The organism is Streptomyces sp. NPDC046859 (genome assembly GCF_040645135.1).
Lineage (GTDB): Bacteria > Actinomycetota > Actinomycetes > Streptomycetales > Streptomycetaceae > Streptomyces.
The window spans coordinates 61,041-83,333 of record NZ_JBEYXR010000015.1 but is presented as its reverse complement, the minus strand read 5'-3'; the positions used below and the strand labels follow the sequence as shown (position 1 = coordinate 83,333).

Here is a 22,293-nt window from a genome sequence, read left to right as displayed (position 1 = left end):
GCGTACGTGGGCGACCGGACGGGCCTACGCTGTTCCTGGGCCTCCTGTCGTCGCGGGAGGTGTGAGCGAGGTGCCTCATGGCCGGCGCGATTGACCACGGTGTGCCGACGCACGGCGCGATCGGCGACACGACGGGTCCGCTCACGTCCGCGGCGGGCCACGCGGGTGTCTTCGAGGACCTGCTCCCGCTGGCGCTGTGGGTCGCCGACGGCGCCGGGCTCCTCGTGCAGTGGTCGCCGGCCGCGCAGGACCTGCTCGGGTACACGCCGGAGCAGATGCTGGGGCGGGACGCCACGCTCGCCTTCGTCCCCGAGGAGAACCAGCGGCTCGCGGACCGGCTGGCCGGCTCGGTGCGGACCGGCGCGGCGGTGGTGGCGCGGCTGCCCCTGCGCCACCGCGACGGCACCCTCGTCGACGTGGAGATGTGGAACTGCCCGATCCCGGACGCCCGGGGCGGCACCGGGGTGCTGGCCGTCGTGGCGGACACCTCCGCCGTGAAGGGGATGCGCGACGCGCTGGCGGCGCTGGAGGGGCTCTTCGAGCAGTCCCCCGTCGGGCTCGCGATGCTCGGTCCCGATCTGCGGTTCCTGCGGGTCAACGAGGCGCTGGCCCGGATGGACGGCGTCCCGGCGGCCGACCACGTCGGCCGGAGTGTCACGGACGTCGCGCCCGGCACGGCCGCCCTGGAGACGGTGATGCGGGGGGTCCTGGAGCGGGGCGAGGCCGTGGTGGACCACCGGCACACCTGGTCCGGCGCGGACCCGGCAGGGCGGCGGACCTGGTCGTGCTCCTACGCGCCCCTGCTCGGCGCGGCCGGCCGGCGGGTCGGGGTGATCGCCTCGCTGATCGACGTGACCCGCGAGCAGCGCGCCCACCTGGAGGCCGAGCGGGCCCGGCGGCGGCTCGCGCTGCTCGCGGAGGCGGGCGCGCAGATGGGCTCGACCCTGGATCTGCGGCAGACGGCCGAGGAGGTCGTCCGGGTGCTGGTGCCCCGGCTGGCCGACTCCGCGGACGTCCAGCTGCTGGAGGAGGCGGTGGCGCCGGACGAGACCGCCGCGTCCGCGCACGGCGTGGTCCGCCGGGTGGCGGCGTCCTTCACCGACTCGCGGGCACCGGCGGACCAGCTCGCGGTCGGCATGACCCTGCAGGTCCCGCGCGGGTCGGTGTACGAGCAGGTCATCGACGCCGGCCGGGCCATGAACCTGCACCTCGCCGACATCGGGCAGCTGATCCCCGCCCCCGAGGCGAAGCCGCTGCGCGCGTACCTGCACGCGAGGGTCGGCTCGGCGCGGCTGGTGCCGCTGGTGGCCCGGGGGACGGTGCTGGGCGCGGTGGTGGTGACGCGGACGAGGGACCGCGAGCCGTTCGACCACCAGGACACGCTGCTGATCGACGAGCTGGTCGCGCGGGCGGCGCTGAACATCGACAACGCCCGTATGTACAGCCGGGAGCGGGACGCCGCGCTCACCCTGCAGCGCAGCCTCATGGACCCCTGTCTGCCGGACGTCCGCGGGCTGGAGCTCACCGGGCGCTATCTGCCGGCCGGCGAGCACGAGGTCGGCGGGGACTGGTTCGACGCGATCGCCCTGCCGGGCGGGCGGACCGCGCTGGTGATCGGTGACGTGATGGGGCACGGCATCCACGCGGCGGCCGTCATGGGACAGCTGCGCACCGCCGTACGGACCCTGGCGCGCCGCGACACCACCCCCGACCAGGTGCTGCGGTACCTGGACGCCGTCGTGGCCGATCTCGGGGAGAACGAGATGGCCACCTGTCTGTACGCCGTGCACGACGCGGTATCCGGGCACTGCCTGGTCGTCCGCGCGGGGCACCCGCCGCCCCTGGTGGCCGACCGGCGGGGCGCGGTCGCCTTCCTGGACGGCCCGGCGGGCCCGCCGCTGGGTCTGGGCCGGCAGGACGGGCGGGTGCAGCACCTGCGTCTGGAGCCGCACAGCCTCCTGCTGTCGTACACCGACGGGCTGATCGAGGCACGGGGCTCCGACCTGGAGCAGGGCATGTGCCGGCTGGCGCGGGCGGTGCGCGACCCCGGCCGCCCGCTGGAGCGGATCTGCGACGACCTCCTGGCGGACCTCGTGCCCGGCCCGGCCGACGACGACGTGGCCGTGCTCCTGGCGCGGGCCCTGCCCAGGTGAGACGGCACGGCCGGCCGTCACCCGACCGAGGCGGCCCGGCCGCCGTGATCAAGCACGGGGCGGGTACTCGGCCGATACTGGGAGGGAACGCCGCAAGGCCAGGCGTTCGGAACGGCAGCAGCGCCCGCGCGCGGGCCCCCGGGTCCCCGCGCGCGGCGCGGGATGGGTGGGCGATGCACGACACATCCCCTACGTCGGTCAGCGAGAGTCCGGAGGACCCTTTCTCGGTGCTCCGGTCCGCGGCGGCCGTGCTGGACCGGCGGGGGCGGGTGGTCGCCTGGAGCGAGCAGGCGACCGGGCTGCTGGGGTACCGGGCGGACGAGGCGCTGGGCCGGTCCGTGCACGAGTTCCTGGTCGACGCCGGTGACGAGCGTGTCGTCGCCGAGGCCGCCCGCTCCTGTCTGCGGGAGCACGGCTGGTTCGGGCTGCTGCCGGTGCTGCACCGCTCGGGACGCCGGTTGCACGTGGGGTTCCGGGCCCGGCGGGTGCAGCGGCTGGGCGGCGGGGAGGAGTGGCTGCTGGTCGGCTCCCTCGCCCATGAGATCGCCCAGTGGGAGATCGACCGCGCGGTGCTGGACGGCTTCTTCCTGCGCTCCCCGATCGGGGTGGTGGTGCTCGGGCCGGACCTGCGCGTGCTGCGGGTGAACCAGGCCATCGCCCGGTTCGGCGGGCTGCCGGCCGGCGCCTACCGGGGGCGCCGGGCCGGCGAGTTCCTGCTCGGTCCGGTCGCGGACTGGGTGGAGGGCAAGCTCCAGACCGTCCTGGACACGGGCCGGCCCCTGATCTTCGCGGAGCACCGCTGCCGGCTGCTCGGCGAACCCCACAAGGAGATCGTGATCTCCGTCTCCGCCTTCCGGATGCAGGACCCGTCCGGACGGGTGCTGGGCGTCACCGAGATCGTCGAGGACGTCACCGACCGCCACCGGGCCCGCCGGCGGCTGGCTCTGCTCAACCAGGCCGGCACCCGGATCGGCAGCACCCTGGACGTGGCCCGCACCACGCGCGAACTCGCCGAGGCGGCCGTGCCGGAGCTCGCCGACGCCCTCTCGGTGGACCTGCTGGAACCGGTGACGCGCGGCGAGGAACCGGACCCGGACAGCATGGGCCCGCTGCGCCGGACGGCGGCCCGCTCGGTCCGGCCCGAGGGGGTGCGGGTGATGTACCCCGAGGGCCATCTGTTCTTCTTCCCGCCGGACACCGCGCCCCACCGCTGCCTGGCCGAGCGGCGGCCCGTGCTGTTCCCCGTCCTGAAGACGGGTTCGGGCTGGACCGCCGCCGAACCGGAACGGGCCCGGCAGGCGCTGGAGGCCGGTGTCCACTCGCTGATCGTGGTTCCGCTGGCCGCCCGTGGTGTGGTGCTCGGCGTGGTCTGCCTGTGGCGTTCGCAGCGGCCGGAACCCTTCGAGGCGGACGACCTGACCTTGGCGGAGGAGTTCGCGGCCCGGGCCGCCGTCTGCATCGACAACGCCCGCCGCTACACCCAGCAGCACCAGGCCGCCGAGGCCCTGCAGCGCAGTCTGCTGCCGGGCGAGGTGCCGGAGCAGCCGGCCGTCGAGACCGCGCACCGCTATCTTCCGGCGCGGGCGTCCACCGGGGTGGGCGGTGACTGGTTCGACGTGATCCCGCTGTCGGGGCTGCGCGTCGCCCTGGTGGTGGGCGACGTGGTCGGGCACGGCATGCACGCCTCGGCCACGATGGGGCGGCTGCGGGCCGCCGTGCACACCCTGGCCCACCTCGACCTGGCGCCCGACGAAGTGCTGTCCCGGCTGGATGATCTGGTGGACCACCTCGCCACCGAGCAGCGGCAGGCGGACGCCGGCGCCCCCCAACTCGTGGGTGCCACCTGCCTGTACGCCATCTACGATCCGGTCACCCGGCTCTGCGTCATGGCTCGTGCCGGGCATCCGCCGCCGACGGTGCTGGACCCGGACGGAAAGGTACGGGACGTCGACGTGCCCGCCGGACCGCCGCTCGGCCTGGGGGGACTGCCGTTCGAGAGCGCCGAGTGCGAACTGGCGGAGGGCAGCCTGATCGCTCTCTGCAGCGACGGCCTGCTGCTGGCGGGCGACCGTGACATCGACGAGGGCATGTCGTTGCTGCGGACCACGCTGGCCGGTGCGGCACCGTCGCTGGAGAGCACCAGCAAGGCGGTGGAGGACGCCATGATTCCCGGCCGCCCCGACGACGACATCACGCTGCTGCTGGGCCGCACCCGCGTCCTGCCGGCGGGGAACGTGGCCACCTGGGAGCTGCCGGCCGAGCCGACGGCCGCCGGCGACGCCCGGACGTTGGTGCAGGACCAGCTGGCCCGGTGGGGCCTCGACGAGGAGCTGGCCTTCACCACCGAACTCATCGTGAGCGAACTGGTCACCAACGCCTACCGGTACGCCGGCGGTCCCGTGCAGCTGCGGCTGATCCGGGACGGGCGCCTGATCTGCGAGGTCTCCGACTCCAGCAGCACCTCGCCCCATCTGCGCCAGGCCAGCAGCACCGACGAGGGCGGACGCGGCCTGTTCCTGGTGGCCCAGCTGGCGGAGCGGTGGGGCACCCGCTACGGCCGCAACCGCAAGACGATCTGGACCGAGCAGCCCCTGAGCCTGTGACCGGCGCCGATCTTCGTACGCCGTCCCGGGCTGTTCAGAGCTTGGCGCCGAAGTTCTGGGTCCACCACGGGCCGCCGGGGCCCTCGTGGACGCCGACGCCGATGTCCTTGAACGAGCAGTTGAGGATGTTGGCCCGGTGGCCGGGGCTGTTCATCCAGGACTCCATCACGGCCTCGGGGGTCTGCTGCCCCATCGCGATGTTCTCGCCGTACGTCGACCAGCGGTAGCCGGCGGCGGTGATGCGCTGCCCGGGGTCGGCACCGTCGGGGTTGGTGTGGTCGAAGAAGCCGCGGGCGGCCATGTCGTCGGAGTGGCCCCGCGCCGACTTGTCGAGCAGGGAGTCCTCGGCGACGGGACCGCACCCGGCGGCGGCCCGCTCCTTGTTCACCAGGGCGACGACCTGGGCGACGGTGCCGGACGGGGCTTCCTGCGTCCGGGGGGCGGTGGCCGCCTTGCGGGACGCCCGGGTGGGTGCCTGGGTGGTCGGCGGGGCCTTCTCCGTCTTCTTGGCGGACGGCGAGGCGGTGGCCTTCTTGGTGGGCGAGGCGGACGCCGACGGGGACGGCGAGGCCGACGCCGGCGCGGACTCCGCGGTGCCGACCGGGCTGGGCTCGGCGAATTCGTCCGGCACGGCGGCGCCGGCGCCGCGCGCGGAGGCCGGTTCGTCCCGCCCGGCGCCGGGGGCGGAGTCGAAGTACCAGAAGCCGCCGCCCGCCACGCAGACCGCCACGACGGCACCTCCGACGGCGCGGCGTCGGTTGCGGCGGCGCCGGCGGGCCTCACCGCGGGAGACGGCCCGGCTGCCGGCGGCCCGGTGCCCGCCGTGTCCGGTGGAGGCGAGCGCGGAGGCGGAGCCGGCCGGTGCCAGGTCCGCGGCCGACCGGACACGGTCCAGCAGCGCGGGTGCCGCGGCCACCAACGCCAGTCCGGCGAGGAGTCCTTCGGCGGGCATCAGCCCGCTCCACAGTCCGGAGCAACGGGCACATCCCCGGGCATGCCGGGCTATTCGCTTGCGCCACAGCGCAGAAGGGTGGCCGTCCCAGGACCCGAGCAGGCCGTGCAGTTCCTCGCAGCGGGGGCGCGAGTCGAGCGCGCGCACCACCACCCGGGCGGCCTCCAGCTGCGCCTTCATCCGCTGCACCCGTACCGCCGTGTGCTGCGGCGACAGCTCCAGTGCCTGCGCCACCTCGGCGCGGGTCAGCTCACCGGCGCACTCCAGCCACCACAGCGACAGCAGGCCCCGGTCGTCGGGCTCCAGCCAGCGCGTGGCGCGAGCCGTCTCCCGGCGCTGCCCGGACAACTGGAGCCGCACCATGGTCAGATCCACGAAGTCGGCGCCCGGGTCGGCGAGTTCCCTCGCCTCCTCCACCCCGCCGGGGGCGGCCTGCCGGGCGTGCCAGTGGGTGCGCACCTGGTTCATCGCGATCGCCACCAGCCAGGAGCGGAAGCTCTCGGGCGTGCGCAGCCCGTCGAGCGCGTCGAGGGCGCGCAGCATGGTCTCCTGCACGACGTCGTCGACGTCGACGGAACCGTTCAGAGCCCTTCCCACGACGTTGTAGACCAGCGGGAGGTACGCGCCGACCAGGGCGTCCTGCGCCTCCGCGTCGCCGTCGCGGGCAGCGGTGACCAGGGCCGTCAGTTCCCTCGTGCGCTCTGTACTCATCAATACTTCCCTGTCCTCGACGCCGGACGGTGGTGTCCGCTACCTGGGAGATCGCTCGGCGGGCCTCGGATAACGGTTCTTCGGACGATTCGCCGGACCGTTCTCCGGACGGGGGCCCAGTGGGGACCGGAAGGTGTCGGACGGTTCAGGCCGCGCACTGCCCGAGAGCCTCACGAGCGCCGCCCGGACGCGCAATGGGGAACATCACACCGGGTACGAAGTACTCGGGAACGTCACGGAATCTTCCGAATAGGCCGGTCGGAAGCGCGAGTTCCGATATGTGCACCCCACCGGAGCTGCGCGGGGCGGCCGCGAACTACCCTGACGCCACACCGCCTGCCGGGCCCGGGCCCGGCGGCCCCTCGCACCATGGGGAGAAGACCCGCCGTGACGTCCGACAGCTACTTCGAAGCCATCGACGACCGCCGCTACAAGCCGACACCACACGTGGGCGGCGCCTGGCACCGCGACGAGCAGCACTTCAGCCCGCTGGGCGGGCTCGTCGTGCACGCCCTCGACCGGCATCGCGCGGCGTCACCGGACGACGGTCTCGTGCTCGCCCGCATCAGCTACGACATCCTGGGCCGGCTCGCCGTGGACGAGTGCGAGATCGAGGTGGAGACGGTCCGTCCCGGGCGCACCATCGAACTGCTCGAAGCGGTCGTGCGGATCGCCGGCCGCCCGGTGCTGCGGGCCCGCGCCTGGTACCTCATGGCCCTGGACACCTCCGAGGCCGCGGGCGGCACGGCCGAACGCCTCACCCCGCCCGACGCGCTGGAGCGGTGGCCGATGTCCGAGCTGTGGTCCGGCGGCTACATCGCCTCCCTGGACGTCCGTCCCGTCGCACCGCCCCGGGCGGGCCGGACGACGGCCTGGGTGTCCACACCGCTGGGCCTGGTGGCCGGGGTGCCCGTCAGCCCGGTCGCCTCGTATCTCGCGCTGGTCGACACCGCCAACGGCATAGCCGTTCTGCGGCCTCCGACCGAGTGGATGTTCCCCAACGTCGATCTGACCGTCCATCTGCACCGGCAGCCGCGCGGCCGCTGGACCGGGCTGGACACCACGGTCTCCTTCGGCCCCTCCGGGCAGGGGCTGACCAGCACCGTCCTCCACGACGTCGACGGCCCCGTCGGCACGGCGCAGCAGATCCTCACGGTCCGCCCCCAGCCCGGGGCGTGAGTCCCTCCGTGCCTCAGGCGCCTTCGCCGGCGGCGGTGGCCGGTGCGCGGGGGGCGGGACCGGCGGCGCCGTGCCGGCGCTGGCGGCGCGTGTACTCGGTGATGGCCCGCCACAGGTCGCGCCGGTCGACGTCGGGCCAGTGGTCCGGCGTGAAGTGGAGTTCGGCGTAGGCCGCCTGCCAGGGCAGGAAGTTCGAGGTGCGCTGCTCGTTGCCGGTGCGCCACAGCAGGTCGACGTCCGGCATGTCCGGCCGGGGCAGATGCTCGGCGAAGTCCTTCTCACCGATCAGGTCCGGGTCGAGCAGGCCGTTGCGCACCTGCCGGGCGAGGGCGGCGGCGGTCCGGGCGATCTCGTCACGGCCGCCGTAGTTGACGCAGGTCGTCACCGTCAGTCCGGTGCGGTCGCGTGTGCTGCGCTCGCGCAGGTCGAGCAGGTCGACCAGGTCCCGCGGGAGGCTGTCGGCGCGGCCGTGCCAGCGCATCCGGACGTCGAGGTCCTCGAAGGGGTACGCGCGCGTCTCCTGGCGCAGGAGGTCGAGGATCGCGCCGGTCTCCTCGGGGTCGCGTTTCCAGTTCTCGGTGGAGAAGGCGTACAGCGTCAGATGCCGCAGGCCGATCTCCAGGGCGCCGTGGACGATTTCGCGCACGGCGGCGGCGCCGGCGCGGTGGCCCTCGTGCCGGGGCAGGCCGTGCCGCTGCGCCCAGCGGCCGTTGCCGTCCATGATCACGGCCACGTGCGCCGGCATCCGGTCGGCCGGGATCCGCGGGGGCCGCTCCCCGCTGGGGTGGGGTGGCGGGCTGCGGAAGGCCGGGCGGCGCGGGGAACGGGGAGGGGCCGACGGGAGACGCGGCTCGGTACGGCGTGCGGGCGGCGCCTGCACCGGGGTCAGGGACCAGGCGAGGGCCGCGCGTGCCCGGGCGGGGGCCAGCAGGCGGGCGGTGGTGAGCAGCGCGGGCCGGGGCCGGGCGCGCAGCAGGGCGGGGCCGGCGGCGTCGACGGCGTCGAGCTGGGCGAGCAGCAGGTCGGCCATGGTGGCGACGACGGTCGCGGGGCCGGGGTGCATCCCGCGGGTGAGCGCGGGCTGGGCCACCCACCGGCGGCCGAGCTCCGTGAGGTGGGCGACCAGGTCGGCGACGGCGGGGGTCCAGCGCAGGCCCGCCAGGTCCTCCTCGGCTCCCGGGCAGCGGTCGAGGGCTTCGGCGGGCAGCAGGAGGTCGCCCTGGGGGAGGTCGGCGGACAGGTCGGTGAGGATGTCGGTGAGGCGCATCCCGTCGAGGAACCGCTCGTAGGACTCCTGGGTGTCCAGGCGCAGGGCGACGGGTACGCCGGCCCGGTCGAAGAGGTCACGGACCTGCTCGAACCAGGGCAGCAGATTGCCCCGCCCCCAGGCGCGCCAGCCGCTCCAGTCGGTGAAGCGGCGGCCGTGCGCGTCGACCGCGACCTCGGTCATGGCGTCGTGCAGTCCGGTCAGGTCCAGGCGCCAGCGGGCCGCGGTGTCCACCAGGGCACGGCGGACGGGGTCGGGGCTGGTCCCGGTCGTGAGCTCGCGCTCCAGGGCCTCGATCCACCTCCGCACCTGCGCCGCCCGCTCGCCCGCCGCCGCCGTGCGGTCGTCGGCGAGGTCGTCGATGGCGTTGGCGGCGGCCCACAGGGCCCAGCAGGCGGGGCGCAGCACGGCGGGCACGAGCTGGATGAGCGCGTACTCCGCCGGGTCCTCGCGCCGGGTGCGGTCGCGGCACAGCCGGTACGCCGACCGCAGCGCCGGGTCGTCACCGATCACCGCCGCTACGGATCTGGTCGAGCGGTGGGCCGCGGGCGGGGCGTGACGCCGCCGGCCTGAGAAGGTGAAGAACACGCAGATCACAACGAGAGCGGCACGCCGAGGTTTTTCCGCCGGCCAACGGGCCGCGTGCGGGCGCGAGTTGTCGAGGGCCGACGCGGACGGGCGGGGCGGCCCGCGCCTGTGCCGCGCGGACCGGGGTGCTCGCCGCGCCCCCACTGCCCCACCCGCGCATGGTGGTCCGACGGATAACAGCACCCGGAACTGTGTTGCCCCACCACATGTGCGCCCGACCTGCGTGTTCCTACGGTGTGCCGACACGTACCCGTCCCCACCGCACACGAGGAAGTGGCGCACATGGCCTCCGCAGCATCCGCTCCACCGCAGCCCACAAGCCCCGGCAATCTGAAGCGCATCGTCGCCGCCAGCCTCATCGGCACCACGATCGAGTGGTACGACTTCTTCCTCTACGGCTCCGCCGCCGCCCTCGTCTTCAACAAGCTGTTCTTCCCCGAGCAGGACCCCCTGGTGGGCACCCTCCTGTCCTTCCTCACCTACGCCGTGGGCTTCGCCGCCCGGCCCCTGGGCGCCCTGGTCTTCGGGCACTACGGCGACCGGCTGGGCCGCAAGAAGCTGCTGGTGCTGAGCCTGCTGATGATGGGCGGGGCGACCTTCGCGATCGGCCTGCTGCCGACACACGCCAGCGTGGGCAGCGTGGCTCCGGTGCTGCTGACGGCGCTGCGCCTGGTGCAGGGCTTCGCGCTGGGCGGTGAGTGGGGCGGTGCGGTGCTGCTGGTGTCCGAGCACGGGGACGCCCGCCGGCGCGGCTTCTGGGCGTCGTGGCCGCAGACCGGGGCGCCGGCCGGGCAGTTGCTGGCGACCGGTGTGCTCTCGCTGCTGACGGCGGTGCTGTCGGAGAGCGCCTTCGGCAGCTGGGGCTGGCGGGTGCCCTTCCTGCTCTCCGGTGTACTGGTGATGGTCGGTTTGTGGATTCGTCTCTCTGTCGATGAATCCCCGGTGTTCAAGCAGGCCATGGCGCAGGCCGAGGCCCGCAAGAGCTCCCCGACCGCCACCGCGGAGAAGATGCCGCTGGTCGCCGTGATGCGCCATCACTGGAGGGACGTGCTGGTGGCGATGGGCGCGCGCATGGCGGAGAACATCAGCTACTACGTCATCACCGCGTTCATCCTCGTGTACGCCACGACGTCGGCCGGCGTGTCCAAGCAGACCGCGCTGAACGCGGTGCTGATCGCCTCCGCGATCCACTTCGCCGTCATCCCGGCCTGGGGCGCGCTGTCCGACCGGGTCGGCCGGCGTCCCGTCTATCTGATCGGCGCGGTGGGGGTGGGCCTGTGGATGTTCCCGTTCTTCTCCCTCATCGACACCGGCGGCTTCGGCAACCTGCTCCTCGCGGTGACCGTGGGCCTGGTGCTGCACGGCGCCATGTACGCGCCGCAGGCCGCGTTCTTCTCGGAGATGTTCGCGACCCGGATGCGCTACTCCGGTGCCTCCATCGGCGCCCAGTTCGCCTCGGTCGCGGCGGGCGCGCCCGCTCCGTTGATCGCCACCGCGCTGCTGAAGGACTACGGAAGCTCCACCCCGATCGCCCTGTACGTCATCGCGGCGGCCCTGCTGACGGTGGTCGCCGTCGCCGTGGCGAAGGAGACCCGCGACCGGGACCTCACCGACGTCGAGTCCGCGGACGGCGAGGTGCCCGCCGAGGCCCCGGCGGCCGGAGCGCCCCTCGTCTGACCCGGTCGACGCGCTGACAGGCCGGCCCCCGTACCCCGCACTCCGGGGGTACGGGGGTCAGCGCTGTGCGGGTCCGGAGAGGCGCTGCAGCCGCAGCGCCAGCTGGATCTCCAGGGCGCGGGCCGGGCTCTGCCAGTCGTCGCCGAGGAGGCGGCCGACGCGCTCGAGGCGCTGGGCGACGGTGTTCACGTGGACGTGCAGGTCGTCCTTGGTGCGGGCCGGGCTCATCCCGCAGGCGAAGTAGGCGCCGAGGGTGCGCAGCAGATCGGTGCCGCGGCGTTCGTCGTAGGCGACGACCGGGCCGATCGTGCGGTCGACGAAGCCCGCGACGTCCCGGTCGCCGGCCAGGAGCAGTCCGAGGAACCCGAAGTCCTCGGCGGCGGCGCCGTCCCCGGGGCGGCCGAGCAGCCGCAGGGCCTCCAGGCAGCGGCGGCCCTCCTCGTAGGCGGCGGCCACGGCGTCCGGGTGGGCGGCCAGGTCCTCGACCGGGGCCGAGGCGCCGACCGTGACCGCCTCGTGGACGGCTGTGCCCAGGTGGCGGGAGGTGCGGCGGGCCAGCGCGGTGGCGGTGTCATGCTCGGCGAGGGGGAGCAGCAGCACCGTGCCGCCGTCGCGGGCGGCGGCCAGGCCGTGCCGGGTCGCGGCGAGGTGGGAGGCGGCGGACCACAGGCGCCGGCGGGCGTCCGCCTCCTGTTCGGCGTCGGCCGCGACGGCGTCGAGGCGGGCTGCGAGGACGACGTGCCGGGCGTCGAGGTCGGCGTGCAGCCGGGCGGCGCGCTCGCGCAGCAGGCGCGGGTCGCGGTCGCGGGCGTCGAGCAGGTCGTCGAGCAGTTCGCCCCGGACGCGCTGCTCGGCCTCGGCGGCGGAGCGCCGGGCGAGGAGCAGCAGGGAGGTGACGGTCGCCGCCCGCTCCAGGGTGCTCTGGTCGACGGGGTCGAGACCGGGCTGGCCGCGCAGGACGAGGGCGCCGAGCAGTTCGCCGCCGGCCACCACGGCCGCGATCCAGTCGTCGCCGTACCGGACGGCGTGGCCCTCGGCGCGGGACGCCTCCAGGGCGCCGGCCGGGACCGCGGTGGCCTCGGTGAACTGGACGGTGCCGTCGAGCACTTCGGAGACGGCGGCCGCCACGTCGTGCACCCCGCCGCCGTGCAGCACGAGCTGCGCGAGCCGGTCGTGTACGTCGGAGGCCCGCTCGATGACTCCGCTGCGGTCCCGGATGATCTCGTTGGCCCGCTCCAGGTCGGCGAGGGCCGAGCGGGTCTCGGAGAGCAGGTTCGCCGTGTCGATGGCGGCCGCGGCGAGCGCGGCGAAGGAGCCGAGCAGCGCGATCTGCTCCCGTTCGAAGACCCGGGCGCGCCGGTCGGCGGCGAAGAGGACGCCGATGACATGGTGGCCCAGTGTCAGCGGCACGCCGAGGATGGCGACCAGTCCCTCGTCGCGGACCCCGGCGTCGATGGCCAGGGTGTGCTGGAACCGCGCGTCCTTGAAGTAGTCGTCGGTGACGTAGGGGCGGGCGGTCTGGGCGACGAGTCCGCCGAGGCCCTCCCCCATGCCGAGCCGCAACTGCTGGAAGCGGGCCGCGACCGAACCCTCGGTCACCCGCATGTAGGTGTCGCCCCTGGCCGGGTCGTTGAGGCTGAGGTAGGCGACGTCCGTGCCGAGGAGGGACCGCGCGCGCTGCACGATGGCCTGGAGGACGGCGTCGAGGTCCCGCAGGCCCGCCAGGTCGTGGGCCGTCTCGAAGAGGGCCGACAGCTCGGCCTCGCGTCTGCGCCGGCCCTCCAGCTCGGAGCGCACGCGCAGCGCGAGCAGCTTGGCCTGTTCGAGGGCGACGATCTGCTCGGTGGGCCGGCCCTCGGCTCGGGCGAGCAGCACCGGCTGCTCGTAGGCGTCGGCGGACGCGCCCCTGGCCAGCAGTTCGAGATACGGCGTCTCGGCGCCGGTCGGGGGCGCTCCGGCGGAACGCCCGGTGGGCTGCACGTGATCGCGGGACATGCCGACAGGATTGCTCATCGCACCGCCACCTCGTCAGCCCTGTGGACAACTCCGGATGCCGCCGGTCCGGGGCGTCGCCGTGCCACGGCTCAGTGCGCGGTCCAGCCGCCGTCGAGCACGAGCGAGGTCCCGGTGACGAAGGACGCCTGCGGGGTGCACAGGTACGCCACCGCCTCGGCGACCTCCTCCGGCTCGATGAGCCGCTTGACCGCGCTGTCCTGGAGCATCACCTCGGCCAGCACCCGCTCCTCGGGGATGCCGTGCGCCCTGGCCTGGTCGGCGAGCTGCTTCTCGACCAGGGGGGTGCGCACATAGGCGGGGTTCACACAGTTCGAGGTCACTCCGTGGGCGGCGCCCTCCAGGGCGGCGACCTTGGACAGGCCCTCCAGCCCGTGTTTGGCGGCCACATAGGCCGACTTGAACGCCGAGGCGCGCAGCCCATGGACGGAGGACACATTCACGATCCGGCCCCAGCCCTGCCCGTACATATGGGGCAGGGCTCCACGGATGAGCCGGAACGGCGCCTCCAGCATCACGGTGAGCACGGTGTGGAAGGTGTCAGGCGGGAACTCCTCGAGCGGGCGCACCAGTTGGAGCCCCGCGTTGTTCACCAGGACGTCGGTGCCGGCGGCGGCCTGCTCGGCGGCGTCGAGGTCGGTGAGGTCGAGGACGTGGGGCTCGACGGCGCCCCCGAGGTCCTGGGCGCGTTCGGCGAGCGACTCCAGACCGGCCGCGTCCCGGTCGACCGCTCTGACCTTGGCCCCCGCGGCCGCGAGCCGGAGCGCGCAGGCGCGCCCGATGCCGCCGGCGGCACCGGTGACCAGGGCGGTGCGCCCGCCGAGGTCGAGCGGGGAGGACGGGGTCGAGCCGTGGGCGGGAGGGATGCTGGGCGGGGTCATGGGCTCGACCCTAGGCAGCCCCCTCCCCCGGCCACATATGGCCGCGGCCCATACTTCAGTCCGAATCCATAGGTTCGAACCACGTGGGTTCGTCGGCCAGGGCTTGCTTGATCCGGAACAGCTGGCTCTCCTTCATCCGGGGCAGGGCGTCCACCTCGAACCAGCCCACCTCCAGGGACTCGTCGTCGTTCACCCGTGCCTCCCCACCGAGCGCGCGGCAGCGGAAGGTGATGTCCATGAACTGGCACATGTCCCCGTTGGGGTAGGTGACCTCCTGGCCGGACCTGACCAGGACGACCCGTTCGGCGACGCACCGGACGCCCGTCTCCTCGTGGACCTCGCGCACGGCGGCGGCCGCGGGCTGCTCGCCCGGTTCAGGGATGCCGTTGATCACCGTCCACTGCTGGTTGTCGGCCCGCTGCCCGAGCAGGACCCGTCCCTCGTCGTCGAAGACGACGGCGCTGACGCCGGGGAGCCACAGCAGCTGATGGCTGGCGGCGGCGCGGATCGTCCGGATGAAGTCAGGAGTAGCCATGCCCCGACCCTAACGGCGCCGCCCCCGGCCCCGGGGCGCCGGGAGCGGGGGCGGGACGCGAGGAGAGCCCGGTCAGGCGGTGCGGGCGCGGCGGGTGCGGATGCCCGAGCCGATCGCCCACCCCAGTCCGCCCGCGGCGACCAGCACCAGGGCGATCTCCGGCAGGACGCCGAGCCGGGTGGCGGGGGTCTCGGTGGAGCGCAGCGGCACCTTCTGGACGAGGGAGTCGGCGACGAACATGCCGGTCCGCTGGGTGATCGTCCCGTCCGGCATGATGATCGCGCTGACGCCGCTGGTCACCGGGACGGTGACGGTCCGGCTGTGCTCGACGGCGCGCACCCGGGACATGGCGAGCTGCTGGTAGGTCATCTCGCTGCGGTCGAAGGTGGCGTTGTTGCTCGGCACGGAGATGATCCGCGCGCCGTCCTCGACCTCGGAGCGCACCGCCCAGTCGAACGCGGCCTCGTAGCAGGTGACGAGGCCGACCCGGGTGCCGGCCATGGTGAACACGCCCGGTTCGCTGCCCCGGCTGAAGTCCTTGCGGACCATCGAGGTCCAGTCCTCGTTGATGGCCCCGACGAGCGAGCGCAGCGGCAGGTACTCGCCGAAGGGCTGGATCTGCCGCTTGTCGTAGGTGTCCACGGGCCCCTTCTCCGGGTCCCACAGGATCTGCTCGTTGAGCAGCTTGCCGTCCCGCTCGACGACGCCGCCGACCGAGACGGGCACGCCGATCGCCTTGGCGGCCGTGTCGATGACGGCGCGGGCGTCGGCGTTGGCGAACGGGTCGATGTCGGAGGAGTTCTCCGGCCACAGCACGAAGTCGGGGCGGGGGACCTTGCCGGCCGTCACCTCGGCCGCCAGGCGCTCGGTCTCCCGTGCGTGGTGGTCGAGGACGGCCCGGCGCTGGGCGTTGAAGTCGAGGCCGGCGCGGGGCACGTTGCCCTGGATGACCGCGACGGTCGCGGTCCCGTCCTGCGCCGTGTCGCTGACCAGGGGCCGTGCGGCCAGGGCGCCCGCCACGGGCACGGCCACGCTCAGCAGGGCGACGGCCGCGGCGGACCGCCGCACCGTCCGGGTGCGGCGGTGGTCGACGGCGAGCCGCACGACCTCGTACAGGCCGAAGCCGCACAGGACGACGGCGAAACCGAGCACCGGGGTGCCGCCCACGGCGGCCAGCGGCAGGAAGACGCCGTCGGCCTGGCCGAACGCGATCTTGCCCCAGGGGAAGCCGTTGAACGGCGCCCGCGCGCGGGCCGCCTCTCCGGCGACCCACAGGGCCGCCGCCCAGAGCGGCGAACCCGGGAGCTTCGACACCGCGGCGATCCCGGCGCCCACCAGCGCCACGAAGACCGCCTCGATGGCCACGAGCGCCAGCCAGGGCCCGGGGCCCACCTCCACACCGGTCCACACCAGCAACGGCAGCAGGAAGCCGAGGCCGAACAGGTAGCCCAGGCCGAGTCCCGCCTTCCAGCCACGGCCGCGCAGCACCCAGCCGAGGCCGGCGAAGGCGGGCAGGGCCAGCCACCAGAGGGTGCGGGGCGGGAAACTGACGTAGAGCAGCACTCCGGAGAGCGCCGCGGTGAGGGCCGGAACCACACGCATGAGCCGTGCCGCGCGCGGCGGGGGCGCGATCGGCGGCTTGAGCTGGTCCGACTCGTCCACGGAGGTTGCGGTGACGGTCACTCGGGGAGTGTACGGCGGCCCGGCGCGCGGCCGACAGCTCGGCCGGGACGGCGGGCGGCCTCCCGGCCCGGCGCGCCCCACCGCCGCCGGGCCCTCTCCGTGGCCCGTCGCCGGACGGCCTGTGCACGAGGCGTCCACAAACCGCCCCCATGCCGTTACGGTATGCCGCAGCCCCGGTCGCATCCGGTTCAGGTCCGGTGGGACGGGGTCCGTCACAGGTCGGGGGACCGGGTTCGGGGGGCGGGGTGGGTTCCACGGGAAGGACGTCCGGGGCGGGGCCGGACGACGAGAGCGACAGACGAAACGTTTCTGACGCGACGGGCGTCGTGGTGCTGGGCGCCTGCGCCGCCTGGTCGCTGATCTCGGCGGCCGTCCACGGAGGGCGCCCCGAAGGCGTCCTGCTGGCGGTGCTCGCGGTCGCCGCGGGCTACGCGGTGGGGCGGATCGGCGGCGCGCTGCTACCGGTCGCCGCACCGTGCGCCGGCGCGCTGGCCGGGGTGGCCCTCACCCTGACCGTCCCGCGACTGGCGCCGGGCCCCCAGCTGGTCGCCCCGCTGGGCCACGCCGGGGCCACCGCCGCCGTGCTGACCCTGTCGGCCGGCGCCGCCTGCTGCGCGGCCTGGTCGGCGAGGTCCGCGGTGCTCCGCCTCAGCCTGCGCGTGCTCGCCGCCGGGATCGCGGTGACCGCGGCCGTGCTCGGCTCGACCAGCGGATGCGTCACCTGTACCGCCGTCCTGCTGTGCTCGCTCGCCGCCGCTCACCTGCGCCGGGGCGTGGGCATCGCGGTGCTGGCCGTGGCGGCGCTCGCGGTGACCGGGCTGACCTGGGCCGTCGCGGGGAAGGCGGTGCCGGGCGGGCTCGGCGGCCTGCTGGAGGGGCAGCTGACCCGGCAGCGCGTCGAGCTGTGGCACGACGCCCTGCGCCTGGCCGGCCACGATCCCGCTCTGGGCGTCGGTCCGGGGCGCTTCGGGGAGCTCAGCGGGACGACCGGCGGTGTGGTGCTCGCGGACGCCAAACCGCACTCGGCGCCGTTGCAGCAGGCCGCGGAGCAGGGGGTCGTCGGTCTGCTGCTGCTCGCGGCGGCCTTCTGCTGGATGCTGTTCGCCCTGTGGCGCACCGGGCGGCCGACGCCTGTCGCCCTCACCGCGGCCGCGACACTGACGGCCGTGGCCGCGATCGCCGCCGTCGGCAATGCGCTCAGCTTCACGGCGGTGTCGGTGGGCGCCGGGCTGCTGGCGGGGCTGGCGACGGCCCGGCCCCTGACGGCCGAATCGTCCCGGAGCAGCGGGTCCCCGGCCCGCGCGCGGGACGGTCACCCCGTGCCGTGAGCCGCCTCGGTCACAGCGCGGTGCCCGCCGTCCGGGCGCGCAGGCGGTCCTCGATGACCCGGACGGCCGCCTCGGCGTCGTCCACGGTCACGGTGAAGCTGTGTCCGTCCCGCAGCCGCAGGACCAGTCCCTCACCCCGGCGTACGACGACGGCGGTGCCCTTCTCCGGTCGCCACCGGTAGCCCCAGCCGCCCCAGTGCCGCGGGGTGACCAGGGGCAGGAAGTCGGCGCCCTCGACCTCAGCGAGGGAGATGCGCCGGCGGGGCACGCCGACGTGCCCGCAGCGCACCTCCAGACACTCCTGGTCGACCTTCAGCGCGACGTGCACGAAGGCGAGGGTGCCGAAGAGGACGAGCAGTCCGGCGGCGATGCAGCCGACGACGGCCATGACGAGGGGGGCGAGGCCACCCGTCCACGCGGAGTCGACCGCCAGCTCGATGCCCAGCGCCATACAGGCGGCGCCGGCGAGCGCGAGCAGCCACTGGACCCTGTTGGTCGCCCGCCCGGTCCAGACATCGGGATGCGGCTTCCTGCCGTGGGGGTGGTCCCTCATGGCTATGAGGTTACTCAGATTCCGCTGGGGTGGTACCGCGCTGCACAGCGTGACTGCTCCGACCGGCCGAGAGCGGACCGAACCGGTCCGCCGGCGGCGGGCGGTCAGCCGGCCGGACTGGTCGCCTTGAGCAGACGGCCTTCCGCGTAGGAGAGGGCCGCCGCCGGCAGGGGGCCCTCGCGGCCGCTGAGCAGCACGGTCAGGACGCCGGTGGCCGCGGCCCGCGGGGCGGGCTGCTCGCCGAGCCGGCGCAGCGCCTGCGCGGCGACCGCCCCGGCGGAGCCGTGCAGGACGAGCGGCGGGAAGCCGGGGCGCTGCACGGCGGTGCGGATGCGCTCGGCGACCAGCTCGTAGTGGGTGCAGCCCAGGACGACGGTGGTGACGTCCCCGGGGGTGAGCGCGGCGGCCGCGGCGACGGCGGCGTCGATGGCCGCCTCGTCCGCGTGCTCGACCGCCTCGGCCAGCCCGAAGCACGGGACCTCGGTGACCCGCACACCGCCCGCGAAGTCCTGGATCAGCCCGCGCTGGTAGGGGCTGCCGGTCGTGGCCGGAGTGGCCCAGATGGCGACGGGGCCCCCGCCGGCGGCGGCCGGCTTGATCGCCGGGACCGTGCCGACGACCGGTATGCCGGGTTCGAGGCGGGCGCGCAGGGCGGGCAGAGCGTGCACGGTGGCGGTGTTGCAGCCGATGATCAGGGCGTCGGGGCGGTGCTCGGCGGCGGCCTCCGCGACGGCCAGGGCACGCCCGGTGAGGTCCTCTGGGGTCCTCGGTCCCCAGGGCATGCCGTCCGGGTCGAGGGAGAGCACGAGATCCGCGTCGGGTCGCAGCCGCCGTACGGCGGCCGTCGCCGCCAGCAGACCGATTCCGGAGTCCATCAGCGCGATCTTCACCCGGCCACGATAGACGATGGGCCCTTGCGGGCGGCCGTCGTGGGGCAGACTGCGCGCGTGAGCGCCTTCGCGTGGATCGTCGCCGGATCCCTGGCCGCCTGGCTGTGGCTGCTGCTCTGCCAGGGCTTCTTCTGGCGCACGGACGTCAGGCTCCCGCGGCGTACGGACCCCGGGGAGTGGCCGTCCGTCTGTGTCGTCGTGCCCGCGCGTGACGAGGCGGCGGTGCTGCCCTCGAGCCTGCCGTCGCTACTCGCCCAGGACTATCCGGGGCGAGCGGAGGTCTTCCTCGTCGACGACGGGAGCACCGACGGCACCGGCGAGCTGGCCCGGCGGCTCGCCCGCGAGCACGGCGGTCTCCCGCTGACCGTGGACTCCCCCGGTGAACCGCCGGCCGGCTGGACCGGCAAGCTCTGGGCGGTGCGCCACGGCATCGGGCTGGCCCGCGCGCGGGAGCCCGAGTACCTGCTGCTGACGGACGCGGACATCGCGCATGCCCCGGACAGCCTGCGGGAGCTGGTGGCGGCGGCCCGCGCGGGCGGCTTCGACGCCGTCTCGCAGATGGCCCGGCTGCGCGTGGACAGCCTGTGGGAGCGGCTGGTGGTGCCGGCCTTCGTGTACTTCTTCGCCCAGCTGTACCCGTTCCGCCGGATCGGGTACGAGGGGACACGGACGGCCGCCGCGGCGGGCGGCTGTGTGCTGCTGCGGACCGACACCGCCGTCCGGGCGCGGATCCCGGACGCCATCCGCGGCGCCGTGATCGACGACGTGGCGCTCGCGCGCGCGGTCAAGCGCGGCGGCGGCCGGATCTGGCTGGGCCTGGCGGACCGGGTGGACAGTGTGCGTCCGTATCCCCGGCTGGCCGACCTGTGGCGGATGGTCTCACGCAGCGCCTACGCGCAGCTGCGGCACCAGCCCCTGCTGCTGCTCGGCACGATCGCCGGGCTCGCGCTGGTCTATCTGGTGCCGCCGGCGGCCCTGGTCCTGGGCGCCGCCGCCGGGGACGGACCGGCGGCGCTCCTGGGCGGCCTGGCCTGGCTGGTGATGACCGGCACGTATCTGCCGATGCTCCGCTACTACCGGCAGCCGCCGTGGCTCGCTCCGCTGCTGCCGGTGACGGCGTTCCTCTATCTGCTGATGACGGCCGACTCCGCCGTCCAGCACTACCGGGGGCGCGGTGCGGCCTGGAAGGGCCGCACCTACACGCGTCCCGGAACGGTGCCCGAGGAGAGCTGACGCCCGTGCCGGCTACTTGCGGCCCGGCGTCCAGTTCATGCCCCAGCCGTAGGCGTGGTCGACGGTGCGCTGGGGGCTCACGCCGCGTTCGGGGACGAGGTAGCGGGCCTCGCGCTGGACGACGAGGTCGTCGCCGGTCCGGGTGATCAGGGCGAGGGCGCACACCGTGGAGGGGACGGTGCACTCGTCGAGGGAGAAGTCGACCGGGGCGCCGTGCTGCGGGGTGAGGGTGACCGTGGCGTTGAGGTCGGCGAAGGAGCGCGCGCCCCGGTAGATGGTGACGAAGACCAGGATGCGGCGGAAGGCCCGCTGGTGGTCGAGGTTGACGGTGAGGTTCTCGCCGCCGGCCACGGCGCCGGTGCGGTCGTCGCCGTCGAGGTGGATGTACGGCGGCTGGTGCAGGGCCCCGTAGGCGTTGCCGAGTGCCTGGATGACCCCCTTGCTCCCGTCGGACAGCTCGTACAGGGCGCACAGGTCGAGGTCGAGGTCGTCGTGCATGGCGACCGGGCGGCCCAGTTTGCTCGCCCAGCCGGAGAACTGCTTGCGCACCTGCCAGTTGAGGTTGACGCGCATGGCGCCCGAGGTGCCGCCCTGCTTGGTCAGGGAGACGGAGGGGGACGACTTGGTGAGCGTCACCTTGCTCAGGCTGACCGGGGGTGCCTGGGGTGCGGGCGGCGGGACCGTCGGCAGGGCGGGCGGGGGCATCGTCACGGGCGGGGCCGGCGGCGGGGGCGGGGTCATGGGGGCCGCCGGTGCGGGTGCCGCCTGCTGGGGTTCGTCGACGGTGATGCCGTAGTCGGTGGCCAGGCCGGCGAGGCCGGTGTCGTAGCCCTGGCCGACGGCGCGGAACTTCCAGGCGCCCTGGCGCCGGTAGAACTCGCCCAGCACGAAGGCCGTTTCCACGGTGGCGCCGGTGCTGTCGAAGCGGGCGACGACGGTGCCCTGTGCGGCGTCCTTGACCTCGATGGAGAGGCCCGGCACCTGGCCGAAGGATCCGCCGTCCGCGGACGCGGCGAGGACGACGGTCTCGATCGCGGGCTCCACGCGCGGGAGGTCGACGACGAGGCGGTCGGCGATCCGGCCGCCGTCGTTCGTCTTGCCCTCGTGCCGGACGGCGCCGGAGGCGTGCGCGGGCTGGTTGTAGAAGACGAAGTCGGCGTCGGAGCGGACCTTTCCGCCGACGAGCAGCAGGGCCGAGGCGTCCACGTCGGGGGTGCCCGGCGCCGAGTGCCAGCCCAATTCGACCGTCAAAGCCGTGGCCGGCACCGGAACATTGGACCCTTTCGACATTGTCATGTCCGCCCCCATCGCGTGATCTTCGCGCACCGGGGGTGTCCCGGCGGCCCGTCGAGTTCTACAGGGTCAACCTATTCCGCGCATCCGGGAACCCTGGAGAAGGGGAGGAGAAGACCGGAGGTCAACCGCCGGTAACGCCCTCGGAACTCGGCCTTTACCTGATCCGAACGCCGATTGCCGTCCCTTTTTGCCAAGTTCGCTCGCATTGGGGATCCGGCGTCACTGCGGAACCGTAAAACAACCCTCTTATCGGTCTCCCCAACCAGCACATCGTGGGCTTACCTTATGTGCCATGACCTCCCCCCGCTCCACGTATGGCGGCGGCTACTACTCCGCCTCCTTCCCGGACACCCCGATCTACGACTCGCTCGTGGCCGAGCGGGGCACCCCGCAGATCGCCCCGATCCGGGTCCCCGCCGCGTACGACAGCCCGGCCAGTCATCTGCCCGCGCTGCCGTCCGCGCTCCCCGCCCTCCCGGCGGCCCCGTCCCATCCCTCCTACGGTTACCCGCAGGCGCCGCAGCCCGCTCCGCTGCAGCAGGCGCCGGCGGCGTACATCCCGCAGCAGGCCGCCCCGCGGGGCTACCCCGGACCGCAGGCTCCGCAGCAGCCTCGCCCGGTGGCTCCCGGCGGCATGGGCTACGAGGCCATGCGCCCCGCGGCTCCCCGGCCCGCCGCGCCGCAGTACCAGGACCCGTACAACCAGCAGCAGTACCGCGGCTACTGATCCGTCCCCCGGGTCATCGGCGCC

Annotated in this window: 16 protein-coding genes; 7 read left to right on the top strand and 9 right to left on the bottom strand. The window is 74.4% G+C overall.

What is annotated here, in order from left to right; translation table 11 throughout:
- Positions 1-77: 77 nt before the first annotated feature.
- Positions 78-2,153, top strand: coding sequence for a SpoIIE family protein phosphatase (locus tag ABZ899_RS22570; protein ID WP_361348925.1), 2,076 nt, complete (start codon positions 78-80; stop codon positions 2,151-2,153).
- A 173-nt stretch (positions 2,154-2,326) separates the two neighbouring features.
- Positions 2,327-4,756, top strand: coding sequence for a SpoIIE family protein phosphatase (locus tag ABZ899_RS22565; protein WP_361348923.1), 2,430 nt, complete (start codon positions 2,327-2,329; stop codon positions 4,754-4,756).
- A 34-nt stretch (positions 4,757-4,790) separates the two neighbouring features.
- Here ABZ899_RS22565 and ABZ899_RS22560 read toward each other — a convergent pair whose 3' ends face one another.
- Entirely contained in the window at positions 4,791-6,419 is a 1,629-nt protein-coding gene (locus ABZ899_RS22560) for a sigma-70 family RNA polymerase sigma factor (protein WP_361348920.1), read from the bottom strand.
- Positions 6,420-6,788: 369 nt separating this feature from the next.
- On the opposite strand from ABZ899_RS22560, the gene ABZ899_RS22555 reads away from it, so the two are divergent.
- Complete coding sequence (locus ABZ899_RS22555) at positions 6,789-7,598, top strand: thioesterase family protein (RefSeq protein ID WP_361348917.1); 810 nt, start codon at positions 6,789-6,791, stop codon at positions 7,596-7,598.
- A 13-nt stretch (positions 7,599-7,611) separates the two neighbouring features.
- On the opposite strand, the gene uppS is transcribed toward ABZ899_RS22555, so the two are convergent.
- Positions 7,612-9,378 carry a polyprenyl diphosphate synthase gene (gene uppS, locus ABZ899_RS22550; RefSeq protein ID WP_361348914.1) on the bottom strand — a complete coding sequence of 589 codons (1,767 nt, stop codon included), beginning with the start codon at positions 9,376-9,378 and terminating at the stop codon, positions 7,612-7,614.
- Positions 9,379-9,735: 357 nt separating this feature from the next.
- Between uppS and ABZ899_RS22545 the strand changes: the two genes are divergently transcribed.
- Positions 9,736-11,130: an MFS transporter gene (locus ABZ899_RS22545; protein WP_361348911.1), complete on the top strand. Its 1,395-nt coding sequence runs from the start codon at positions 9,736-9,738 to the stop codon at positions 11,128-11,130.
- Positions 11,131-11,187: 57 nt separating this feature from the next.
- Here the strand turns inward: ABZ899_RS22545 and ABZ899_RS22540 are convergent, their stop codons facing one another.
- The 4 genes from ABZ899_RS22540 to lnt form a co-directional block, all read right to left on the bottom strand.
- On the bottom strand, positions 11,188-13,125 hold the full coding sequence (locus tag ABZ899_RS22540) for a GAF domain-containing protein (protein ID WP_361349244.1): 1,938 nt from the start codon (positions 13,123-13,125) through the stop codon (positions 11,188-11,190).
- An 89-nt stretch (positions 13,126-13,214) separates the two neighbouring features.
- Positions 13,215-14,024 (bottom strand): 3-hydroxybutyrate dehydrogenase, encoded by an 810-nt coding sequence (locus tag ABZ899_RS22535; protein ID WP_361348908.1) that lies wholly within the window; start codon positions 14,022-14,024, stop codon positions 13,215-13,217.
- A gap of 55 nt (positions 14,025-14,079) precedes the next feature.
- Positions 14,080-14,559: an NUDIX domain-containing protein gene (locus tag ABZ899_RS22530; protein ID WP_361348905.1), complete on the bottom strand. Its 480-nt coding sequence runs from the start codon at positions 14,557-14,559 to the stop codon at positions 14,080-14,082.
- A 72-nt stretch (positions 14,560-14,631) separates the two neighbouring features.
- Positions 14,632-16,242: an apolipoprotein N-acyltransferase gene (lnt, locus tag ABZ899_RS22525; RefSeq protein WP_361348902.1), complete on the bottom strand. Its 1,611-nt coding sequence runs from the start codon at positions 16,240-16,242 to the stop codon at positions 14,632-14,634.
- A gap of 326 nt (positions 16,243-16,568) precedes the next feature.
- Between lnt and ABZ899_RS22520 the strand changes: the two genes are divergently transcribed.
- Positions 16,569-17,570 (top strand): hypothetical protein, encoded by a 1,002-nt coding sequence (locus ABZ899_RS22520; protein WP_361348899.1) that lies wholly within the window; start codon positions 16,569-16,571, stop codon positions 17,568-17,570.
- 10 nt (positions 17,571-17,580) lie between these two features.
- Here ABZ899_RS22520 and ABZ899_RS22515 read toward each other — a convergent pair whose 3' ends face one another.
- Together ABZ899_RS22515 and ABZ899_RS22510 are read right to left on the bottom strand one after the other, a co-directional pair.
- Positions 17,581-18,123, bottom strand: coding sequence for a hypothetical protein (locus ABZ899_RS22515; protein ID WP_361348896.1), 543 nt, complete (start codon positions 18,121-18,123; stop codon positions 17,581-17,583).
- 104 nt (positions 18,124-18,227) lie between these two features.
- On the bottom strand, positions 18,228-19,013 hold the full coding sequence (locus tag ABZ899_RS22510; RefSeq protein ID WP_361348893.1) for an aspartate/glutamate racemase family protein: 786 nt from the start codon (positions 19,011-19,013) through the stop codon (positions 18,228-18,230).
- A gap of 39 nt (positions 19,014-19,052) precedes the next feature.
- Here ABZ899_RS22510 and ABZ899_RS22505 point away from each other — a divergent pair, with 39 nt between their 5' ends.
- Positions 19,053-20,246 (top strand): glycosyltransferase, encoded by a 1,194-nt coding sequence (locus tag ABZ899_RS22505; RefSeq protein WP_361348890.1) that lies wholly within the window; start codon positions 19,053-19,055, stop codon positions 20,244-20,246.
- A gap of 12 nt (positions 20,247-20,258) precedes the next feature.
- Here ABZ899_RS22505 and ABZ899_RS22500 read toward each other — a convergent pair whose 3' ends face one another.
- A complete protein-coding gene (locus tag ABZ899_RS22500) occupies positions 20,259-21,536 on the bottom strand; it encodes a TerD family protein (protein ID WP_361349241.1) in 1,278 nt (425 codons plus the stop codon).
- A 298-nt stretch (positions 21,537-21,834) separates the two neighbouring features.
- Here ABZ899_RS22500 and ABZ899_RS22495 point away from each other — a divergent pair, with 298 nt between their 5' ends.
- Entirely contained in the window at positions 21,835-22,269 is a 435-nt protein-coding gene (locus ABZ899_RS22495; protein ID WP_361348887.1) for a DUF6643 family protein, read from the top strand.
- The last annotated feature ends 24 nt before the right edge of the window (positions 22,270-22,293 follow it).